The organism is Microbulbifer mixtoriginis (SeqCode) (assembly GCF_052468275.1).
Map to the genome: position 1 here is coordinate 1,540,165 of NZ_CP174341.1, position 22,004 is coordinate 1,562,168.

General features: G+C 45.0%; 17 protein-coding genes. 3 read left to right on the forward strand and 14 right to left on the reverse strand.

The features are described 5' to 3' along the window. Positions 1-31 precede the first annotated feature (31 nt). The 12 genes from ACJJIC_RS06710 to ACJJIC_RS06765 all read right to left on the reverse strand — a co-directional run bounded on the left by ACJJIC_RS06710 (position 32) and on the right by ACJJIC_RS06765 (position 13,245). Positions 32-1,054 carry a hypothetical protein gene (locus ACJJIC_RS06710; RefSeq protein WP_444910446.1) on the reverse strand — a complete coding sequence of 341 codons (1,023 nt, stop codon included), beginning with the start codon at positions 1,052-1,054 and terminating at the stop codon, positions 32-34. A gap of 447 nt (positions 1,055-1,501) precedes the next feature. Continuing rightward, positions 1,502-2,527 (reverse strand): hypothetical protein, encoded by a 1,026-nt coding sequence (locus ACJJIC_RS06715; protein ID WP_444910445.1) that lies wholly within the window; start codon positions 2,525-2,527, stop codon positions 1,502-1,504. Between the two features lie 677 nt (positions 2,528-3,204). Next, complete coding sequence (locus tag ACJJIC_RS06720; protein ID WP_444910444.1) at positions 3,205-4,236, reverse strand: hypothetical protein; 1,032 nt, start codon at positions 4,234-4,236, stop codon at positions 3,205-3,207. A gap of 247 nt (positions 4,237-4,483) precedes the next feature. Next, the gene (locus ACJJIC_RS06725; RefSeq protein ID WP_444910443.1) at positions 4,484-5,515 is read right to left on the reverse strand and encodes a hypothetical protein; all 1,032 of its coding nucleotides are present in this window, start codon (positions 5,513-5,515) and stop codon (positions 4,484-4,486) included. A gap of 250 nt (positions 5,516-5,765) precedes the next feature. Beyond that, the gene (locus ACJJIC_RS06730; protein WP_444910442.1) at positions 5,766-6,800 is read right to left on the reverse strand and encodes a hypothetical protein; all 1,035 of its coding nucleotides are present in this window, start codon (positions 6,798-6,800) and stop codon (positions 5,766-5,768) included. Between the two features lie 364 nt (positions 6,801-7,164). Further along, positions 7,165-8,193, reverse strand: a complete 1,029-nt coding sequence (locus ACJJIC_RS06735; protein WP_444910441.1) for a hypothetical protein — start codon at positions 8,191-8,193, stop codon at positions 7,165-7,167. Positions 8,194-8,677: 484 nt separating this feature from the next. After that, the gene (locus tag ACJJIC_RS06740) at positions 8,678-9,625 is read right to left on the reverse strand and encodes a hypothetical protein (RefSeq protein WP_445356646.1); all 948 of its coding nucleotides are present in this window, start codon (positions 9,623-9,625) and stop codon (positions 8,678-8,680) included. Positions 9,626-10,310: 685 nt separating this feature from the next. Then, positions 10,311-10,862: a hypothetical protein gene (locus ACJJIC_RS06745; protein ID WP_445356647.1), complete on the reverse strand. Its 552-nt coding sequence runs from the start codon at positions 10,860-10,862 to the stop codon at positions 10,311-10,313. Positions 10,863-10,904: 42 nt separating this feature from the next. Further along, complete coding sequence (locus ACJJIC_RS06750; RefSeq protein WP_444882677.1) at positions 10,905-11,777, reverse strand: CsgG/HfaB family protein; 873 nt, start codon at positions 11,775-11,777, stop codon at positions 10,905-10,907. A 30-nt stretch (positions 11,778-11,807) separates the two neighbouring features. Then, a complete protein-coding gene (locus ACJJIC_RS06755; protein WP_444910438.1) occupies positions 11,808-12,227 on the reverse strand; it encodes a curli assembly protein CsgF in 420 nt (139 codons plus the stop codon). Continuing rightward, positions 12,227-12,655 carry a CsgE family curli-type amyloid fiber assembly protein gene (locus ACJJIC_RS06760; RefSeq protein ID WP_445356648.1) on the reverse strand — a complete coding sequence of 143 codons (429 nt, stop codon included), beginning with the start codon at positions 12,653-12,655 and terminating at the stop codon, positions 12,227-12,229. Before ACJJIC_RS06760 ends, ACJJIC_RS06755 begins: the two co-directional genes overlap by 1 nt. Continuing rightward, the gene (locus tag ACJJIC_RS06765; protein WP_445356649.1) at positions 12,652-13,245 is read right to left on the reverse strand and encodes a helix-turn-helix transcriptional regulator; all 594 of its coding nucleotides are present in this window, start codon (positions 13,243-13,245) and stop codon (positions 12,652-12,654) included. The genes ACJJIC_RS06760 and ACJJIC_RS06765 overlap by 4 nt, the downstream gene beginning before the upstream one ends. An 827-nt stretch (positions 13,246-14,072) precedes the next feature. On the opposite strand from ACJJIC_RS06765, the gene ACJJIC_RS06770 reads away from it, so the two are divergent. From ACJJIC_RS06770 to ACJJIC_RS06780, 3 genes are all read left to right on the forward strand, one after another. Further along, positions 14,073-15,509 (forward strand): hypothetical protein, encoded by a 1,437-nt coding sequence (locus ACJJIC_RS06770; protein WP_445356650.1) that lies wholly within the window; start codon positions 14,073-14,075, stop codon positions 15,507-15,509. 184 nt (positions 15,510-15,693) lie between these two features. Beyond that, on the forward strand, positions 15,694-16,497 hold the full coding sequence (locus ACJJIC_RS06775) for a glycerophosphodiester phosphodiesterase family protein (protein ID WP_444910434.1): 804 nt from the start codon (positions 15,694-15,696) through the stop codon (positions 16,495-16,497). A gap of 49 nt (positions 16,498-16,546) precedes the next feature. Further along, positions 16,547-17,458 (forward strand): MBL fold metallo-hydrolase, encoded by a 912-nt coding sequence (locus ACJJIC_RS06780; protein WP_445356651.1) that lies wholly within the window; start codon positions 16,547-16,549, stop codon positions 17,456-17,458. 116 nt (positions 17,459-17,574) lie between these two features. On the opposite strand, the gene ACJJIC_RS06785 is transcribed toward ACJJIC_RS06780, so the two are convergent. Beyond that, entirely contained in the window at positions 17,575-20,685 is a 3,111-nt protein-coding gene (locus ACJJIC_RS06785) for an efflux RND transporter permease subunit (RefSeq protein ID WP_444924227.1), read from the reverse strand. Between the two features lie 111 nt (positions 20,686-20,796). Beyond that, a complete protein-coding gene (locus ACJJIC_RS06790; protein ID WP_445356652.1) occupies positions 20,797-21,915 on the reverse strand; it encodes an efflux RND transporter periplasmic adaptor subunit in 1,119 nt (372 codons plus the stop codon). Positions 21,916-22,004: the final 89 nt, after the last annotated feature.

Consider the following 22,004-nt stretch of genomic DNA (forward strand, 5'->3'; position numbering starts at 1 on the left):
GGGCCAGCTTTAACTTCTTTAAGTAAAATGTTTACGGGAAGGTAAAAATATTACCGTTGCCGATCTGGTGAACTTCCATTACGCTGCCATTATTTTCCTGTACCACAGATATTAAGTTGAAATTTCCAGTCTGTGTTGCTCTAAATGCGTTGGAATCGCCGCTCTGGGTTATAAGATAAGTATTCATGTTGCCGCCTGACTGGGTAATAGTAGAAATATTCATATCACCTGATTGGACAGTTACAGAAAAGTTATCGATCGATAGTTGTTCAACAATCAGGAAGTTGCTATTTCCCGACTGGTTGACAAAAGCTATATTATTCTCCCACGTCTGTAAAATTTCACTAGTGTTGTTATCACCTGACTGTGCGACGCTAAATTGGTTTCCCCGCCCTCTCTGTTGTGAGAGAGACATATTATTTGATCCGCCTACTTGCGAGATGGATAAGCTATGCAAGCCACCATCTTGATCGGCAACGATAGTGTTGAAATCACCATTTACTTGTAAGGTCGTAAGAGTATTCTCGCCAATATCTCCTCCTACCTGGTTGAAAAAAGCAGTGTTAGAAGTGCCATTAAACTGATTTACTGAGGCAAAATTGTGACCGCTATCTTGATTTACCGTAGCAGAACTTGAGGTGACGTTACTCTGGTGGATAACTGCAATTTGTGCCACGGGGCCGCTTTGATGGATGGTGGAACCTGAATCAAGTGTTGAAATTTGAACAGAAGTGGCTTCGTGATTGTTGCCCACTTGATCAATAAGGGAAAATGAGTTCGATGTATTTTTTTGTTGTGATTCAGCTTTATTCATATCACCAGATTGAGTGTGGCTAATCGCGCTAGAGTTGGTGTTGTTAATTTGCTCAGGATAGGACTCATTAAAGTCTCCAACCTGATTGATAATGATAGTGCCGTCGATTACAGAGGCATCTTGAACTGGTGCCGCCAGGTTTCCAACACCATTCTGATTTAGAATGACGGTATTGGCTATGCTGTTACTCGCAGCAAGAGCTATGGTTATTCCTGCAAAAATGGGGTTGTAAATATTCATTAGTCACTCCTTTATGATATCGTCCCTAGCTTGAAAAATATTTGCCTTAGGGATGATATCTAAACAGCATCGAAAACTTTCGTAAAAGTTGCTGTCCTTAGCGTAGGAGAGATTACTCAAGGTTTTCTATGGATATAAAGAAGAAGGTAATCCTCTTTAAATCATTAATAGTTACATATACCTTATGAATATCCGTATTCCATTAGTCTAATTTTGGAGGAGTAGTGCTTATTCACAATGAGAGATTAATCTCATTCATCTAAGAAGAAAGTTTATATTCTACTACCGTTGGTATTTAAGTACTTTATAATTTACAAGCAGAGAATTATCGGGCCGGTCTACGAATAGCAAAGCGATAATCTAATATGCGTCTTTATCATTTGAGTGGGCTAGTGATGAAAAAGCTGGCCCATTAAGGCCAGCTCTATTGGATTTTAGAAGATGATATTACTGGACCAGCATAAAGACATTGCCATCACCAATCTGGGTGGGTGCAAGCACATTGCCATCGGTTAGCTGTACTACTGAAATTAGGTTTGAGTTACCGATTTGAGTTGCATCAAAGAAGTTATTGCTTCCGCTTTGAGTAATGAAGGTTGTATTCATGTTGCCACCAAATTGAGAAATGGCGGATATGTTATTATCACCGGACTGAACGGTTGCAGCAAAGTTATCTATAGTCAGCTGTTCAGTGAAAGAGAAGTTATTATTTCCTGACTGATTTACAATAGCTATATTGTACTCCCATTCCTGCCAGACTACACTCGTGTTGCCATTGCCTGACTGTGCAGCGTTAATCTGGTTTCCTCTTCCCATTTGATCTGACAGGGAAGTATTGCCGGAGCCACCTATCTGTGAAACTAATGCACCATTTAAACCGCCATATTGAGTGGCATTTATGGTATTGAAGCTACCGAGACTCTGTATCGCAGTTACACCGTTACCGCCAACATTGCCACCGGTTTGAGTGACAGTAGTGCTATTAGCAACACCACCAAATTGGTTCACGGATGCAAAGTTAGGGCCTTTTTCCTGATTGACCGTTGCAAAGTTTCCAACCACGAGGGTCTGGTTAACAAATGCTTGTTGCGGTGCAAAGCCACTTTGAAAGATTGATGCACCAGAAAGACTAGAGGAGAGTTGGGTGGTGGTGGCTTCGTGATTGTTGTCCACTTGGTTAATAAGTGCAAATGAACCAGAGGTGTTATCCTGTTGCGACCATGCCTTATTCATATTGCCGACTTGGGTGTGGCTAATAAGACTGTTACTAGTATTATTTGTTTGCTCAGGATAAGATTCGTTAAAATCTCCAGTTTGATCAATGATAATAGTGCCATTGGTGACAGTCGCTTCTTGAACTGGCATGGCAATATTGCCTACACCATTCTGATTTAAAATCACAGTGTTGGCCATGGCGCCACTGGTGGCAAGAGCCATTAATACGCCTGCTGCAATTGGGGTATATTTTTTCATTGGATGCTCCTTAGAGAAATTAGATTTAAGTTGAAACTTATGCTGGAGAAAATATCAAAGCAGCATCAAAAAGAGGTGTGGAAGTTTTTTCCTGGCAAAGGAAAAGCCTCTGAGGGGCTTACCTGATTGGTCGATGGGTAATCCTTTCCTTTTTTGAGTCTGGAAAAATTCATGTCACACTCATGTATATCAGCTTGATGCTGAGTAGAGTCTTGTATTGAAAAAGTAAAACAGCTATAGGAGATAAGTTTCGATAGTTTAGGAAGAAAGTGTGTTTTATGCTGAGGTGATGGCTTAAATGCCGATGCAGAGAGGGTTTTAGATTAGAGGTTATTTGGTTACTAAAAATGGTTGGATGGTTGCTTCTTGATTTGCGTGCATTAGCTATAGGAGGTTTTTCTCAGTAGGTGCCAGCGACGCCTGTTAAAAAGTCAGTTAAATTATCAATTTTTAGGTGTGTCTATTTTGTGAGGTGCTAAAATAATATCCGCAGGTAATTGAGCTTGTGATTAATTGCTCCCCCCTGTTGCGTTTTCTATTTTGGGTATGTTGGTTCGGATTGATGTCTGTGTATTGGGTGAATTTATTTTTTTTGGATGTTGTCTTTTTCTTTTTAATTGTTGTGGGCAAAGCCGCCCCGGCTTGGGCCGGCTTTGCTATAAGTAATTAGGCTTGTATTATTGAACTAGCATAAATACGTTGTTATCTCCAATTTGTGTTGGCGAAAGCATATTGCCATCTGTAAGTTGTGTTACAGAAATATAGTTATAGTTTCCTAGCTGTGTGGCATTGAATATATTAGAGTTTCCCATCTGATCTATATAAGTTTCATTCAAATTTCCGCCTGATTGAGAAATGCCTGATATATTATTGTTGCCACTCTGGTTGAGTGAAGTATGGTTATTCATGGTTAACTGTACAGTTGTAGCTATATTTCGGTTTCCTATTTGGATATGGTTAGCTTTATTGCCATCCGATAGCTGTGTTATTTCGCTTAAATTGTTTTCACCGCCAATATGCGAAACTTCAGCATCGTTATTTCTGCCTTCCTGGTGGGAAATAGATTTATCACCGGATGAAAATATCTGCGAAACGGCAGTCAGATTAGAGCTGCCTCTTTGAGTTGCTTCTATAGAGTTAAAGTTAACTGCTGACTGAAACGCGGCTAAAGCATTATTCCCTGAACCCCATCCTTCTTGGTTGATGGTAATAGAGTTTGCATTAAAACCTAATTGGTTAACCGTAGCTTGGTTAGAGCCTCCTTTTTGGGTTACTACTGCAGTACTTCTTGAAGCTCCCATTTGAAAAATTAGGGCATATTGAGCCCCGAAACCACTTTGATTAATTTCGGTAGATGAACTGATGTTTAGTTGTTGAAAGCTTTCGGCATAATGATTGTCCCCTGACTGGGTAATAATAGAATCATTAAAGAGGTTTGTTCCTTGAAGTGATATCGCAGTATTGTTGTTGCCACGCTGTGTCTGTTTGATCGAGATATCGCCCATATTTCTTGCTTGTATGATGTCTACGTAGTTATTGTCACCAATTTGAATTTGTTTGATATGACTATTTGAATCTTCTGGATTTTCTAGGATGCCCATGGACATATTTCCAATACCGTTCTGGAAAAGGACGTAGGTGTTAGCTATGGCTTCACTGGCAACGATTGCCACAATTACGCCAGCGGCAATGGAGATATACCTGTTCATCAGTTACTCCTTAGAGAAGTTGGGTTGAGCCAGAAAAATTTTTCAATAAATATGTCGCTTCATAAATGTCGAATACCGGCTAGAGCTTTGCAGGAAAAACTTACTTGTCATTAAGTTGATGGTTTCTCGGTCGTTTAGGATAGTATTCCAGTTTAATCTATTAGAAAATTATCCTTGCCAAAACAGATGTGAGTGAACAAAGCTGACCCAATTTTGGTCAGAATTGCTGCAAGTAATTAGGCCTGTATTATTGAACAAGCATAAATACGTTCTTATCTCCAATTTGCGTTGGCGAAAGCATGTTGCTATCTGTAAGTTGTGTTACAGAAATATAGTTATAGTTTCCTGTTTGTGTAGCATTGAATATATTAGAGTTCCCCATCTGGCCTATATAAGTTTCATTCAAATTTCCACCTGATTGAGAAATGTTTGATATATTGTTGTTGCCACTCTGGTTGAGTGAAGTATGGTTGTTCATGGTTAACTGTACAGTTGTAGCTATATTTCCGTTTCCTATTTGGATATGGTTAGCTTTATTGCCATCCGACAGCTGTGTTATTTCGCTTAAATTGTTTTCACCGCCAACATGCGAAACCTCAGCATCGTTATTTCTGCCTTCTTGGTGGGAAATAGATTTATCACCGGATGAAAATATCTGAGAAACGGCAGTCAGATTAGAGCTGCCTCTTTGAGTTGCTTCTATAGAGTTGAAGTTAACTGCTGACTGAAACGCGGCTAAAGTATTATTCCCAGAACCCCATCCTTCTTGGCTGATGGTGATAGAGTTTGCGTTAAAACCTAATTGGTTAACCGTAGCTTGGTTAGAGCCTCCTTTTTGGGTTACTACTGAAGTACTTCTCGAGGCTCCAAATTGAAAAATAAATGTATCTTGATTTCCAAAACCGCTTTGAGTAATTTCAGTGGATGAGCTAACGACTTGTCGTTGTACACTTTCAGCGAAATGATTATCACCTATCTGGGTAATAACAGAATCAACAAAGGAGATTATGAGTTGAACTGATCTTGCAGAATTGTGGTTGCCAAGTTGTGTCTGTTTAATCGATAAGTTGTTCATGCTTCTATCTTGTGCGGTAAATGCGGAATTATTATCTCCAATTTGAGCTTGTCTAAGATAGCCGTCTGCTTCTGGAGTATTTCTATTTAGGGCCGTGGACATATTTCCAGTGCCATTCTGGAAAATTATGTAGGTGTCGGCTATGGCATCACTAGCACCGATTGCCACAATTATGCCAGCAGCAATGGAGATATACTTGTTCATGAATTACTCCTTGGGGACGTTAGGTTGAGCCAGAAATATTTTCCAATAAATATGTCGCTTCATAAATGTCGAATACCGGCTAGTGCTTTTCAGGAAACAAAACTTAGCTGTCATTAAGTTGATGGTTTCTCGGTCGTTTAGGATAGTATTCCAGTTTAACCTAGTAGGATATTGTCCTTGCCCAGACAGATGTGAGTGAACAAAGCTGACCAGATTTGGGTCAGCTTTGCTGCAAGTAATTAGGCTTATATTATTGAATAAGCATAAATACGTTGTTATCTCCAATTTGTGTTGGCGAAATCATGTTACCATTTGATAATTGTGTTACAGATATATAATTAGAATTCCCTATCTGTGTCGCATCAAACATATTTGAGTTTCCGGTCTGGCTTATATATGTTTGATTAAAGTTTCCGCCAGATTGAGATATATATGATATGTTATCGTTGCCAGGTTGATATACTTCAGCCAAATTCTCAATAGTTAGCTGTTCAGTCATGGCCACGTTTCCATTGCCGGACTGATAGTGAATGGCTAAATTACCCTCCCAGAGTTGTGTGATATCACTTAAGTTGTTGTCTCCTGGCTGAGTGACATAAACTTCGTTGCTTCTCCCTTCCTGATAAGAGAGAGAAATATTGCCAAAACCAGATGCCTGTGAAACGATGGCTTCATTAAAGCCACCCCTTTGCGAAGCATCTATAGAGTTAAAATCACCATTTTCCTGTAGCGCAGATATTACGTTATTTCCAAAGAAACCCCCTTCCTGAGTGGTGGTGACAGAGTTTTCGTTACTGCTCAACTGGTTGACTGTAGCTTGGTTCGGACCACCTTCCTGGGTGATAATTACAGTACTTCCTGAAACCGAATTTTGATAAACCTGAGCATGTTGAGGCCCAAAACCACTTTGGGTAATTCCTATTCCTGAAAAGTCGGTATTTAATTGCTTGGTATGGGTATAATGGTTGTCATCACCCTGAGTAACTCTAACATTTGTGGAGGAAGCATTGTTTTGGATTGATTCTACAATGTTATTGTTGCCTAGTTGCCCTTGCTCGATCCTACTATCTTGAGTATTGCTCTCTTGTTCCGCAGTTGCGTAGTTGTGGTTACCTATTTGAGCCTGAAAAATAACACTATCGGTTACGCTAGGGTCACTTTGGTCACCGGTAGCCATATTCCCAGCGCCATTTTGTATGAGGATGTAGGTGTTGTTCGCGGCTATGACTCCACTGGTCGCGATAGCCATAATTACGCCAGTGGCAATGGGGGTATACCTGTTCATCAGTTACTCCTTAGATAAATCAGGTTTAGTTGAAAATATTTTTCCAGCTAAAAATGCTACAGTATAAAATACTCTTGCGGGCGAGATTTTTCTTACAAAAAGAAACTTAATGCTGTTTAATTGAAAATAATCAATACAGAAAATACTCCAATTTATGAATTTCTTTGGTCAGTATGTCGCTTTGTGAATATCGAATACCGGTTAGAACTTTGAGAAAATATAACTAGCTGTCATTTAGTTGATATCTTCTCGGCTGTTTTGAGTAGTATTCCAACTTGACATATTGGGGCGTAGTCTAGCCAATTGTAAGTCAACAAAGCTAACCCTATTTGGGTCAGCTTTGCTGCAGATAACTAAGCTTGTATTATTGAACAAGCATAAATACGTTGTTATCTCCAATTTGTGTTGGAGAAATCATGTTACCATCTGATAATTGTGTTACAGATATATAATTAGAATTTCCTATCTGTGTCGCATCAAACATATTTGAGTTTCCGATCTGGCTTATATATGTTTGATTAAAGTTTCCGCCTGATTGTGAAATGGTAGATACATTTTCGTTGCCAGGTTGATACACTTCAGCATAATTCTCAATAGTTAATTGTTCAGTGGTAGCCACATTTCCATCACCTGATTGGTAGTGTACGGCTACGTTGCCCTCCCAAAGTTGTGTAATATCACTTAAGTTGCTGTCACCTGGCTGTGTGACGTAGATTTGGTTACTTCTACCTTCCTGGTAGGAGAGTGAAATATTACCAAAACCAGAAGCCTGTGAAACGATAGCTTCATTAAAGCCGCCCCTTTGCGCGGCTTCTATAGAGTTAAAATCACCATTCTCCTGTAGTGTGGATATTACGTTATTTCCAAAGTCACCTCCTTCCTGAGTGGCGGTAACAGAGTTTGCGTTGCTGCTCAGCTGGTTGACTGTAGCTTGGTTAGGTCCACCTTCCTGGGTGACAACTACAGTACTTCCTGAAACAGAGTGTTGATAAACCTGCGCATGTTGAGCCCCAAAACCACTTTGGGTAATTTCGGCAGATGAACTGACAGCATTTTGTTGGTGTGTGTAGGCATGATGGTTATCATCGGCCTGAGTAATAACGGCATCTGTAAAAGAAGCATTATTTTGATATGACTCAGCTGTATTGTTGTTGCCGAGTTGTGCTTGTTCGATCGAACTGTCATTTGTATTATTTTCTTGTTCGGCATTTACGTAGTTGTTGTCACCTATTTGAACTTGGCTAATAAGGCTGTCTGTTACAGTTGGATCACTTTGGTCACCTGTGGCCATGTTTCCAGCACCGTTCTGGAAAAGGATGTAGGTGTTGGCCATGGCTCCACTGGTTGCGATAGCCATAATTACGCCAGCGGCAATTGGGGTATACCTGTTCATCAGTTACTCCTTAGAGAAATCAGGTTTAGCTAAAAAGCTTTTTTTGCCAGAGAAAATATCAATACAGCATCAAAAATATTTGTGAGTTAACTCTTCCTGGGTAGAGGAAAAATTTAAGGGTGTTTAATCGAAGTAATCAATTGGGGAAGAGTTCCCACTATGAAATTCTTTAATAGACATGGCACCCTCGTGAATATCAACTTGATGCTGATTAGAGTGTTGTAGGAAAAAAATGATGCAGCCATGGGAGATTAGTTTTAATAAACTAGGAAAAAAGTGTGCTCTTTTGGGGGGCGGCTAATTGAGTGACAACTTAACCGAGGGGGATTTGTATAGTGCTAAAATTGATTTAGTCTGACGTCGATTTAACTTAATTAAATTGTTACTCTGTGGTTCTGGGAAGTTTCCTTCAATTAGATAGAAAAAAGGCGGCCAAATAGCGGCCGCCAAAGGATATTCTCTCTCTAAGGAACTACAGTAAGAGCTACTGTAGAATGAAGCCGACGTTGAAGGCTCCAGCTTGATTTGCTACGGCGGTTTCATTTAACCCAAACTGGATTGTGGTATGAACGTTTGCGAGCCCAAGCTGCGAGGTCGCAGCATCATGACCTATACCTGTTTGGGTGATGGTGGATACGTTAAGAATTCCAGCTTGAGCGGAGAATGCATCGTTGAAAGCACCAACTTGCGCATGTGCAGAGAAGTTACCAAAACCAGCCTGAAGCATCAGTGAGTCGTTACCTAAGCCTGCTTGAAGAACGAGAGCATTATTTAAGATTCCGGCTTGTGAAGAGTTTGAACTATTCAGTAAACCTGATTGTGCATGGGTAGCAATGTTAAGAGTGCCAAGTTGATTAGCAACCGCGGTATTTCCAGCAGCAAAAACCTGAGCAATATTAGCAATGTTAAGAGTGCCAGCCTGATTGGCAACTGCGGTATTTCCAGCGCTAAGAATTTGAGTTACTGTTGCAAAGTTTGCAGTGCCTAATTGGTTAATTGCTGCAAGATCCAGGGTTGATGCAGCTTGAGTTACCAAGCCAAAGTTAACATCTCCGGCTTGATTAATTAGTGCCGCTGATGCAAAGGAAGCGGACTGATCTGTAATGCCGACATTTCCGTCACCTACTTGGGTAATAGAGGCAGCATTCAAAGCTCCGCCACTTTGTATGGAGTCGGCACTGTTCAGGTTGCCGGTTTGAAAGTGGTTGATAACATTGGTGTCACTGCCGAAAGTTTGCAGTGCGTTAGAGTCATTGAAGTTACCAACTTGAGTTTGAATAACCAGGTTATTATCGTTACCCGGACCTACCTGGGTAGATGTAGCCACGTTACCAATACCAGCTTGGTTTTGTAAGGTGGTGTTACCTGCCGCAAAAACACTGCCACTTGTAGCGATAAGAATTGCAGCTGCGATTGGTGTTAACGCCTTCATGCGATACTCCTTTACTCTTGACGTTTTGATCCAGTACACACTGTACTGAAATTGCTGACATCATCCAGATGTCATGGATTCACAATGCAGGATTCCTAAATTCCTGGAATAGCTACATCGTTGAATTCTGGCTGAATTAAATAATCAGCGATTAATACTTCAAAATGCTAATTTACTTGATTGGCTTAACTACTCTTGTGCCTATGGGGAGGTATGGTGTCTCCCAGATACTACATTGGGGACCACTCTTGAGAGAGGGCCAGTTTGGCTTTGAGAGATTGATCTCTAAACAACCTAATGTCTGCATGACAAAATGTCCAAGAGGTGTAAAACAACATTTGATCAGATATGTAATGAGTTTTGTCTGTAAAGCGAAGATACGCTATAGGACATAAGTCACTAATAGATAGGAATATAGTTCTTTTGTTGCGGTTTGATTTTTAATGTGTGATTTAGTCTTCAAAAAAATCAGGTTTCATAGGGGGATGATCTGCTCAAATGGTTACTACTTTAGTTTTTACGCAGATAAATAGTTCTGGATCACAGGGTTGAAGAATATGGCAAAAATAGGCTTTTTTCTTCAGATTTATTTTTGTCGTTAAGATGTTTTAATAGGGGTCGGTCAAGCTGGTAACTCTGGCACTTATTTAAGGTGTTAGATTTAAGGGGGGAGACGTGCGTAATTTCAGTCAAATTGGCGGATGGAAGTAGTGGTCGCAGTGCCTATTACCGTTACAGAGGTGTGTAAGCCATTACCACTTTGATAGATATTAACTTTGTGTAGCATACCAATCTCTTCCACATGAGCACTGTTCTGTGTGCCAAACTGGGAGATGCCTGCAGAGTTACCTGCACCATATTGCTCAATATTAATCAGATTTTCATAGCCAACCTGAATCAATCCACTCAGGTTTTGTTCCCCTATTTGACGTGAAAGTACAATGTTATTTTCACCTGCCTGTGTTACAGAAAGAGTGTTTCTATTACCATCTTGATGAGCAGAAGTATAATTGGTTCGGCCCGATTGACGCACGTTAACATTGTTCACGCCACCTTCTTGGTTGATTACTGTGAGATTGGAGACTGATAGAAGATTAGCTGCGCTCAATTCGCTGCTTAAGGCGAGTTCATTGCTGACATCTAAATCAGAAGCTGTACAACTTTTTGTATACCCCCCGGTACACAAACCGGTGAGTATTGGAAGGAATAAGAGGTGATTTTTCTGACTGCCAAGCATAACTTACTCTACCTCGTTGTGCTGCCTGATCCCAGTTCACTGTCACATAATAACGGTGCTGTCATTTAAATAGTATTGCAGTATGGGATTGTTAATTTCATCGGGATTCGCCAAGGCCCAGGAATTGTGCACAATCCCTTCACTGATCAAGTGAATTACTGCAGATTCCATGGCTGAAAGCATAGCAAGTTGTGCCGGCTCGTTATACGTTACCCCGGCTTCCATTTCCAATAAGCGCCGAAATTTAACATAACGAAATACATCGGCACTGATTGCTTTTGAGTAAACAGTTTTTGATGTCAATACCGAATGTAATATTCTGCCTGAGCGTATATCAATAGCCCTTAGATTGACTGTCACCTGGTCGACACGATATTGCTCATTGGCACCGATGCCAAAGTATCTTGCTCCGGCACCACCGGTTTGAATATTTTGATCGTAGGCGACGATCCCCCCCTCTAAAAGCACATTGGCGGCAATTAGAGTTGGCAGAGGAATATTGTTGTTGACCGGGGCATCGGGCTTAGTAAGTCCGGCGCGTATGATTTTTCGCTCGGTCAAGAGGTTTTGTAAACCTTCCCGCTCCAATGCGATAAACCATCCGGATTCATTGAGTACATCGGTCAACATAGCGGCTCCACCCTGAGTGACTGCAGTAGAGAAGCTGCTATTTGGTGCTGGTTTGTATTGTCCGGTTTGGTCGCGGAAACTATACACAGCAGCCAATATCTTCCCTTTAGGTTCAGGAAGATTCACCAAGTCCCGATAGGTGTTCATTCGTGGAGTCAGCATGGCATCAGTCCGCCCTGGTCCAAATAGGGCATCACCAAGGCTTTTAAATGCTGAGCATCCACCTAGTGTGAGAGTAAACGCCAGTGCGGGCAAGGCTAGGGCTTTTTTTATTGCATTGCGCATTGCCAGTTTTCCTTCCGTGTTGATTCTTATCTAATTCGTGGGGTTGAGCCCACTGACAACGATCTCACTTTTATCCCCTGTACTTCTGTCGGTGATTAGTACGGTAAGAACTCCATCGTTATCGACAATCTGTACGATAAAATCGTCGGTGATCAATTCGCCACTATTACCGTCGCCGACATCTGTTAGTAGTTGATTGAGTAGTCTTGTTTCCAGTGAGTCAGTAAAGCGATCCAGAGCGCTTGGTTGTTCGTAGAGACTGTTATGCTTGTCGGGATCTTCATGGCTATCCTGAGATTGCGCGTTTTGCAGCAAGAAGGTCCCATTTAGAGGATTACCGCCAAAATTCGGGTTCACTGGCTCATAAATTAATTCGGTTGCGATTACAGAGCTACATGAGAATAGGGTAGCTACCAGGCTAGCTGGATAAATAAGGTATTTTTTGTTCATTAGAATTCGTCCTTTCCCAAATCAAAATTATCTATTAGGGCACTGCTCACACGATCTTTTAAGACCGCTTGATGAATATATTGGGCTGCTTCATCTGCAAGGCGATGAATATTGTTGGTACTTGGACTGATAAAGCGTCGAAATACAATTTTGTCGTTATAGGTAACCCATATTAAGTTTCCCCAGCGAGCTGAAGGGCGTTCGTAAACTGTTAAATTGTAAGTGGCATCCGGATAATTAAGATTTCTATATTCACTGAGGTATCTGGCAAAGTCGTGGCCTGTTCGAGTAATAGTTCTGTCGATATTAAACCCGCTGATTTCATCCTCTAACCTTCCTGAGTCCGTGTCTGCAGGAGGAACTCTGGTGTCATCTTGAGCAAATCCTGCAGTTGTGAAGAGAATGAAAATCAGCGGGGTTAATCTCATATTCTCTCTTCCAGGAGATTGAGTTTTGCCCAGTTACTGGCTTGTAAGCGATTCTTTACGCCGATTTTCCGAAAAATGTTATACATGTGATTTTTAACGGTGTGTTCGCTCAGGTGTAGCTTTGTAGCGATGACACTATTGGGTTCTCCCGTTGTTAGCTGCCCTAGGATTTCCTGTTCTCTTCGTGTGAGAGGAAGAGGGGACTGCGAACTATCAGCGTGACTGCTTTCACAGCTGTGAATAGCTGTGTTGAGTCTTTGAATGAGTTTTTCCTGGCTGATGTTATTGTCACACAACAAATAAAAACCACTTTGCCGCAGCTTTTCTGAGATGTGGGTTGGGAGGTCGGCAGGAAAGTTAATGAGAATTGCTTTTGGGTGTCTGATTTTTTTTAAATCAGAAAGAAAATCCTTAGAGTAGCTGTTGATGCCAATCTGCCAGCAATCAATGATTATCGCCTCGTAGTGTTGTAGACAGTGCCTTTGTTTTCCTATACAGGCTTTCTCCCATGGCATGGGAATAGACTGAGAAAACAGTGAAAATAAAAGATCGCCCTGAAGGCCGGAATTGCTAAAAAAAAGAACCGGCATATACCTCGTACCTCTCCTTGAAACAAATGGATGGCTCTCAATTCGAAGAGCGGAATCCGTTGTCGACTCCTGTCGTTTAAGTTTCCTGGTTGATCTTTGAAGACCTCAAAAAAATATTGCTGTTAACGCTAAGTACCTCTTTGTTTAGGGAAAATAACTCATTTGGTGAGAATTTAGTTTGGAGTGTAGTCGTGGGTGTGAGGTGTTCTGGAAAATATGATGCCTGTTTTTATTTCAAAGTAAGGCGGCTGTGAATGATGGCGTCATTAAATATTATTGGTTGAATTCTATGTGATTGACTGAGTTTTTCTTTTTGTTTTTTGAATTTTTGTTCTGTGTGGTTGGTCGGGGATAGTTGGTGTGTGTGGGCGTTCCTTTGTTAGGTCCCTTCTTTCTAAGGCTTGGTTGTGAGTATGTGGAAAATTTAACTCTGAAATTAAAATACGCGTATGAGTGTAGTTATTTAGTGATTGTTTTTCAGGTGGCCTGTGGATATGTCACTGATGTAGTCTTTATATGCGGTTGGAATCTTTTGGCAGGCAGGAAAGTGCTGATATGAACGCTGGATTATGTTATTCCCAGGATGAATATTGTGAGTAGGTGATACTGGGATGACTGTGGTCCAATTTTTGCCGTTAGAAAAAAATAGGTAGTGAATTCTGTCTACTAACGGCGGGCAAGTGACGCAAAATAACAACATAAAGTGTGACATTTTAGGCGATTGTCAAAGCTTCAGCTGTTAGGATGTGGTATCGCTCGGTTCCACAGGGAAAAGTAACGTCATGAGTCACCTATTTGAGACACTACCGCCCTGGTTATGGGTTAGTTTGGCGGTTATTACATTTTTCTTGGCCAGAGGGCCTATTCATAGAACTATTTGTTCCCTGGCAAGGCTATGTCATCGCTCATTATTGTTTTCTGCAAACGCTGTTGAACTTGCCGGGCAGGGCCTCCGTGAACGAAATCGAGAGGTACTGCTGGCTAGAGGTCGTGAGGTAACAGAGTGGCAAATTGAGAGGGAGTTTGAGCGAATAGAAAGTAGCTTAAAGCGGGATATGGCACAATATCCTACGTTGCATCGTCATTTGTGTGAGCAGATGACAACCATAGATGATGATTATGTGCGTAGTGCAGAGGTTCCTCCAGAACCATCAAGCTGGGCCCGGGCAATCCGCTCTGTGGCGGAAATTCCTACTCCAGATGATACGGTTGTAGCGGATGTGCTGGAGACTATTAATTACTCTATGCGCAAGGCTGAAAGCAAAGCTTTGGAATCTTATCGGGAGTCTATAAGAGAGCGCCATCAACTACTAAAGCGCATGATGCCTGGTTGGCGTTCCATATTGAAAACTCTGGGAAGAATAAATAAGAGTGTGGAATCTGTAATTTACCGTAGCAAGATATTGGATGAGCATATGACACGCTACGAGGAGATATTACAGGAGAGTGATCGTAGTTTACGCCTTCTATCCACCTCGTTTTTTAGTCGTTTTTTTATCTCTTCACTGGTATTGCTTTTGATAATGGCAGGGATTTGGTTGAATCACCAATTAATTGCCAGGCCAGTGGCAGAAATCATTGGAAGTAATAGCTTTCTGGGGGGGTATGGGACAGCGGACATTGCTGCTTTGGTTTTAATCTTCATACAAATTGTCACTGGTATTGTGGTTATGGAGTGTTTGCGGGTTACGCGATTATTTCCTTCGATCTCCGCATTAACTGATTCAGTACGGAAGCATTTGCTGTGGTTTGGGATGCTTCTACTCTTGTGTTTGGCCTCTATTGAGGCGGGTCTATCACTTTCGAGGGAGTTACTATTGCAACAGGATCAGTTGCTTACGGGGTTATCCGAAACGAGCGGTTCTACTGTTACTGAGGTAAATGCTTACTGGACTCTCGGGCTCGTACAAATGATGTTGGGTTTTACGCTCCCTTTGGTCCTGGCCTTTATCGCAATACCCTTGGAGCAATTTGTTTCTTCTGCCCGCACGGTGTTTGGTAGTGTCTTAGTATTTTTCCTGAATGTGTTATCGGTGGGCTTACGTCTTCTGGCGGTTATTACAATAAATTGTGGCACAGTACTTAATCGTATCTATGACCTATTAATATTTCTGCCTCTTTGGTTGCAGCATACTTATTGGCAGTTTCGTAAAGCTCCAGAATTAGATGTTGCGTCGGATAAGTCGAAATCACCAGTAAGCCACTCCAATTCACAAATAAATATTGAGAAAGAAGTGTCTACAGGAGGAGCCGCTAGTGTCTGACTGCTATTTAAGTAATGATTGCTGCCCGGATAAATCAATTTAGCGTCTTTTTATTGATCTTAGGTTTTTGAAATAGATGTCAATGTTACTTATTTTTTTCTTTCTTTTGCTTGTGTTGTTCTTATATGCCCGCTCGGGCATTGCGCCAAAATCAGCATTAAAGCTACCTTCATGCAAAGGGCCTATGGTTATCGCACATGGTAATGATTGTGGCAATGGGCTTTTTCCGGGGAATACTCAGGAATTTCTGCAAAATATGGTGATGCAGGGGGTGGATGCTATTGAAATAGATGTTTGGCTTAGTGCTGACGGGCATTTGGTTTTACGTCATGATCCTGATCTGGAAGATTCAACCAATGGGAGTGGTTTTATAGAGGACTTTACCCTGGCTCAACTGCGTAACTTAAATGCCGCTTACCACTGGAGTCGTGATCAAGAATCCTACCCCTATCGACATAAACCTTTGAAAATAATTACCTTGGAAGAGACTTTACAGATAGTGGGTAAGACGCCACTAATATTGGATATAAAAAGTAAACAGTTACGAGCCGCACGACAGTTGAGCGCTTTGCTCGAGCGTACTGGCAAGAACAGTCAGGTTATCGTCTCCTCATTTAATCACAAGGTTCTACTGGAATTTCGACGATTGAGCCCGGAGACGGCGACCGGTTCTACAAGCTGGGAGGCGACCCTTCTATTTTTTGCTCAGTTACTGCGTGCGGAAAGCCTGCTAGCCCCCCGTTATCAAACTATGCAATTGCCCATGCAATTTTGGGGGCTCAATGTGGTTTCCAGGGGCACTATGCGTGCGGCGCGTAAGCTTAACCTGCACGTCTCTGTATGGACTGTAAATGGGCGGGCTGATCTACAGCGCTATATCGATATGGGAGTGAATGGTATTGTTACCGACCGCCCGGATGTATTGATGAGTATGTTGCCCAGTCGGGAGCCGAAGGTAGAACCAAAGCTACTTGAACGGGCTTCCTAAATTGAGCAACATCGCAAAACAATATGACAGTAACAACAGAGAAATGTTTATGAAGCAGATTGCAGGTATTGGGGTGCTGTTAGCGTCTCTAATCAGCACCCCGGTATTGGCGGAAGACCGCTTTGCCAAAGTAGAAATTAGTAGTGAGCCGGTGGCAGGAAATGTTTATATGCTCCAGGGGGCTGGCGGCAATATTGCGGTACTGGTCGGAGAGGACGGCACCTTTATGGTGGATGACCAATATGCGCCACTCACTGCAAAAATACAGAAAGCGGTGGCGGGTTTGGCAGATCAGCCGCTGCGCTTTGTGATCAATACCCATTGGCATGGCGATCATACTGGCGGCAATGAAAACCTGGGTAAAAGCGGTGCCCTGATCGTTGCCCATGAGAATGTACGTAAACGTGTGAGTACCGAACAGTTTATAGAGGCTTTTAAGCGTAAGGTTGAACCCTCACCGCCGGCAGCACTGCCGGTAATCACTTTTACCGATGCCACTACTTTTCACTGGAATGGCGATGAGGTGAAGGTACAGCATGTCGGCCCAGCCCATACCGATGGTGACTCTATTGTGCATTTCGCCAATGCCGATGTGATTCATATGGGCGACATCTATTTTAATGGCACTTATCCATTTATCGATCTTTCATCTGGTGGTTCGGTGGATGGCATGATTGAAGCGATGGGCACCGCATTGGCGCTTTCTGGCGAAAGCACCAAAATCATTCCAGGACATGGCCCTCTGAGTAATCCTGCGGAGTTAAAAGTGCAACGGGATATGTTGCAGACCCTAAGGGATCGTATCCAGAAGCTGGTCGATAATGGCCAAAGCCGTGACCAAGTCATTGCTGCCAAACCCACCAAAGATTTTGACGAACAGTATGGACAGGGATTTATGACACCAGAGATATGGACTGGTATTGTGTATGACTCCCTGGTTTCAAAATCCAAGAAGTCTTGATCCTATATTGTTGATGATTATTAAAAGTTGCTGGAATAAAAAGGCCCGGATATTTCTATCTGGGCCTTTTTATTTAGGGGCTTTCTTGAGCCAGGCTATTAAAGCATCTGTTGTGATCAGGATGCTTGGGGTTCAGCACCATTTAACTCCGTTGGAGTTTCTACTGCTATCTCTGTTTTCTCCTCTCGCACTCGGAACCAAGCTGCATACAGGGCTGGCAGGAAGATCAGGGTCAAGCCAGTAGCAACGATCAGTCCCCCCATAATGGCGACAGCCATGGGGCCGAAGAAGTCACTGCGTGACAGTGGAATCATCGCCAATACCGCAGTCAGAGCGGTTAAAACGATCGGGCGGAAACGCCGCACAGTGGACTCAATAATTGCCTCCCAGGTACTCAAGCCCTGGCTGATATCCTGCTGTATTTGATCTACCAGAATGACGGAGTTGCGCATAATCATACCGGCCAGGGCAATGGTGCCGAGCATAGCGACAAAACCGAAGGGTTTGCCGAACAGCAGCAGGAACAAGGTAACCCCGATCAGTCCCAAAGGCGCGGTGAGGAAGACCATGGTGGACAGGGACATGCTGCGCAGCTGCAGCATCAGCAAGGTGAATACAACCAACACAAACAGCGGCATACCGGCATTCACTGATTTTTGTCCACGCTCGGATTCCTCCACACTGCCACCAACTTCCAGCAGGTAGCCCGGTGGCAGTTGCTCTCGAATGTTCTGCAGGCGCGGCCAGACTTCATTCACCACGGTTGCGGGCAGTTCTTCACCATAAATATCGGCACGTACTGTGACGGTGGGCAGGCGATCGCGGTGCCAGATAATCCCTTCCTCGAAGCCGTACTCCAGGGTGGCAATCTGGTTCAGGGGGACACTGCGACTGCTGTCGGTTTGCACCGCCAGGTTACCCAGTTGGCTGAGGGCGTAGCGTTCCTGCTCGTCGCCGCGCACACGCACGTCAATCAGCTCATTGTCTTCGCGGTATTGGCTAACGGTAATACCGGTGAGTGAGCTTTGCAGGGCGCGGGAGAGCGAGGCACTGTTCACGCCCATAGCGCGGGCGCGGTCCTGATCGATATTCAGGTTGACGGTTTTACTGGGTTCCTCCCAGTCCAGGTGGACGTTGGTGACCTTGGCATTTTCCCGCACGCGCTCGGCAACCTGACGGGCCAGGCTGCGCACTTCACCAATATGCTCACCAGAGACGCGGAACTGCACTGGATAGCCAACCGGTGGGCCATTTTCCAGGCGGGATACCCGGCTGCGCAGAGTGGGGAATTCCTCCTCCATGGTTTCGATCAGCCAGCTGCGTACCTGTTCGCGCTCCTCTACGTTACGTGTCATCACTACAAACTGGGCAAAGCTGGCCGCGGGTAACTGCTGGTCCAATGGCAGATAGAAACGCGGCGAACCGGTGCCCACATACACCACATAGTTTTCCACCAGGTCGTTTTTATCCAGCAGAGATTCCAGTCGCTTGGCCTGGTACTCGGTGGACTTCAGCGAAGCGCCTTCGGCCAGCTTGAGATCGACTAACAGCTCCAAACGCCCGGAAGAGGGGAAGAACTGCTGGGGCACCAGGCGGAAAAGTGCCAGGGAGCCAATAAAGATCGCCAGGGTTGCCACTATGACAGTTTTGCGGTGGCGCAGGCACCAGGTAATCAGGCGGCGAAAGCGCTGGTAAAAGGGCTTCTGGTAGGGGTCCTGAACCTCGCCACTGTGATTGTGGCGAGCCAGATTGGGCAAAAGGTAATGGCCCAGGTAGGGCACGAATATGACTGCGGCAATCCAGGAGACAACCAGGGAAAGCGTGACCACCTGGAAGATTGAGCGGGTGTATTCCCCGGTGCCGGATTCCGCCGTGGCAATGGGTAGGAAACCGGCGGCGGTGATTAAGGTACCGGTGAGCATGGGGAAGGCGGTACTGGTCCAGGCGAAGCCGGCGGCTTTCAGGCGACTGAGCCCCTGCTCCATTTTAATGGCCATCATTTCCACGGCGATAATGGCATCGTCCACCATCAGGCCAAGGGCAAGTACCAGGGCGCCCAGAGAAATCTTGTGTAAGCCGATATTGAAGTAATTCATCAGTGCGAAAGTCATGGCCAGCACCAATGGTATCGATAGCGCCACGATTAAGCCGGGGCGGCTGCCGAGAGAGAAAAAACTCACCAGCAGGACAATGCCCAGTGCCTCCGCCAATACTTGCAGGAATTCCCCCACACCGCGTTTCACCGCCGCGGGTTGGTCGGACACCTTGCGTAACTGCATGCCGATCGGCAGATCTTCCTGCAACTCGGCAAAGGTGGCGTCCAGCTGTTTGCCCAGCTTGAGGATATCACCGCCTTCTTTCATGGAAACGGCCAGGCCGATGGCGTCCTCGCCCATAAAGCGCATGCGCGGTTGTGCAGGATCGCTGAAACCGCGGTGTACTTCGGCAATATCACCCAGCCTCTGGGTGCGTCCGCCGGCAGTGATGGGGAAGCGGCGAATTTCATCGACCGAGTGAAATTGACCGCTAACGCGAATGCGTACGCGGTCGCTCACCGTATCTACAAAGCCCGCATCGGCGACCTGATTTTGCGACTGCAGTGCGCTTTGCACTGCACTGAGGGGAATACCCAGAGAGGCGAGCTTGGTGTTGGAAATTTCCACCCAGATTTTTTCATCTTGCAGCCCCAGTAATTCCACCTTGCCCACATTCTTGACCCGCTGCAGTGCCAACTGCAGGCGCTCGGCATAGTCTTTCATCAGGGCGTAATCGAAACCGCTGCCAGTTAGCGCATAAATATTGCCGAAAGTAGTGCCGAATTCGTCATTAAAAAACGGGCCCTGGATATCCGGTGGCAGGGTGTGGCGGATATCCCTGACCTTTTTGCGTACCTGATACCAGAGATCGGGGATGTAGCGCGAGTGCATATCGTCGCGGGCGACGAACAACACTTGGGATTGGCCGGGACGGGAGAAAGAGGAGATGCGCTGGTAGTCACCAGTCTCCAGCAGTTTTTTCTCCACCCGCTCGGTAATTTGACGGGATACCTCCTCGGCACTGGCGCCGGGCCAAAGGGTATTGATCACCATTACCTTGAAAGTGAAGGGAGGGTCTTCGCTTTGCCCAAGTTGTGTGTAGGAGGCAGCGCCCAGCAATCCCAGCACGATCATGGCGTAGAGTACCAGCGGGCGGTTTTTCAGCGCCCATTCGGAAAGGTTAAAGCCCATGGTTATTTCTCTGTATGGAAGCACGGATTGATCGAACCAGTAGTGCTTCGGCAATTTCATCGGAGCGCGTTTTAGCGTTCAGTCCAGTTGTTATTTTGGGGTGGTGCTTAGTTAGTCCTGCTGGGCAAGCGCGCGGTCCGGATCGACCGGGCGATTCATACGGTCCACGGGACGAATCTGTTGTCCCTCCAATAACAGGTGCGTACCAGCGGCAACGATCCAATCATCGGCGCGCAGGCCAGAGAAAATCGGTACAAATTCCTGGCCGAAGGCACCTACGGTGACTTCGGTTTTATGCAGGGTTTGCTGTTCGCGGTTCAGTACCCAGACAAAGGCTTTGCCGTTATCGGCGCTCACTGCCGACATGGGTACTTGTAAAACATCGGTGGCCACTGCTTTGGGAACGAATACTCGGGCGCTCTGACCTATTTCAATGCCGGTGGTCTTATTGGTAAAAGCCACGCGTGCTTCAAAGGTGCGGGATACCGGATCTGCGGCGGGGGAGAGTTCCCTCACCTGGGCGGGGAAGGATTTACCGGGCTGCGACCAGAGTTCTACGGTCAAAGGTTGGCCGACACGGAAATGGCTAATTGCCTGCTCCGGTAAATCGATGCGCACTTCGCGTTCGCCGTCGGCGGCAAGTTCGAAAATCCCCTGACCAGCGGCGACAACCTGGCCAGCCTCGGCCATGCGGCGGGCAATAACGCCGCTCTCTGGGGCTTTCAGTTCCGCATAGGCGGCCTGATTACGGGCTACGTCTAATTGCGCCTTGGCTTGTTGCAGGCGCGCATCGCTGGCTTCGAAACGGGTCTCAACCGCATCGAACTGTGACTGGCTGACCAGCTGGCGCTCCAATAGTTTGCGGTGGCGCCCCAGCTCGCTGCTGGCCAGGCGCTGGTCTGCCACGGCGGAGGTGAGGCGTGCGCGTGCGGAATCCAGTTGCAGGAGCAGGTCTTCGGTATCCAGTTCGGCCAGCGGTTGGCCCTGCTCAACACGGTCGCCTACATTAACCAGGCGCCGCTGTAATTTGCCACTGATGCGAAAGGCCAAAGCGGGTTCGAAGCGGGCTCGCACCTCGCCGGGATAAAAATCCTGTTGGGCACTGGCCACTTGTGGCTGGACCATCACCGCTGGGCGAGGTTTTTCTAATTGTTCGGTGGACTCTGATGGCGCGCAGGCGGACAACAGCAGGCTGAACGACAGGGCAGCGAAGAGTAGCGATCGGTACATAGGGGCTCCCTTCCTCGGCGGCGAGGCGACAAGGTAAGTCCGGAAGTGGACGAGTCATGGCCGGGCGGCCGGTAATGTTATACTAGCGA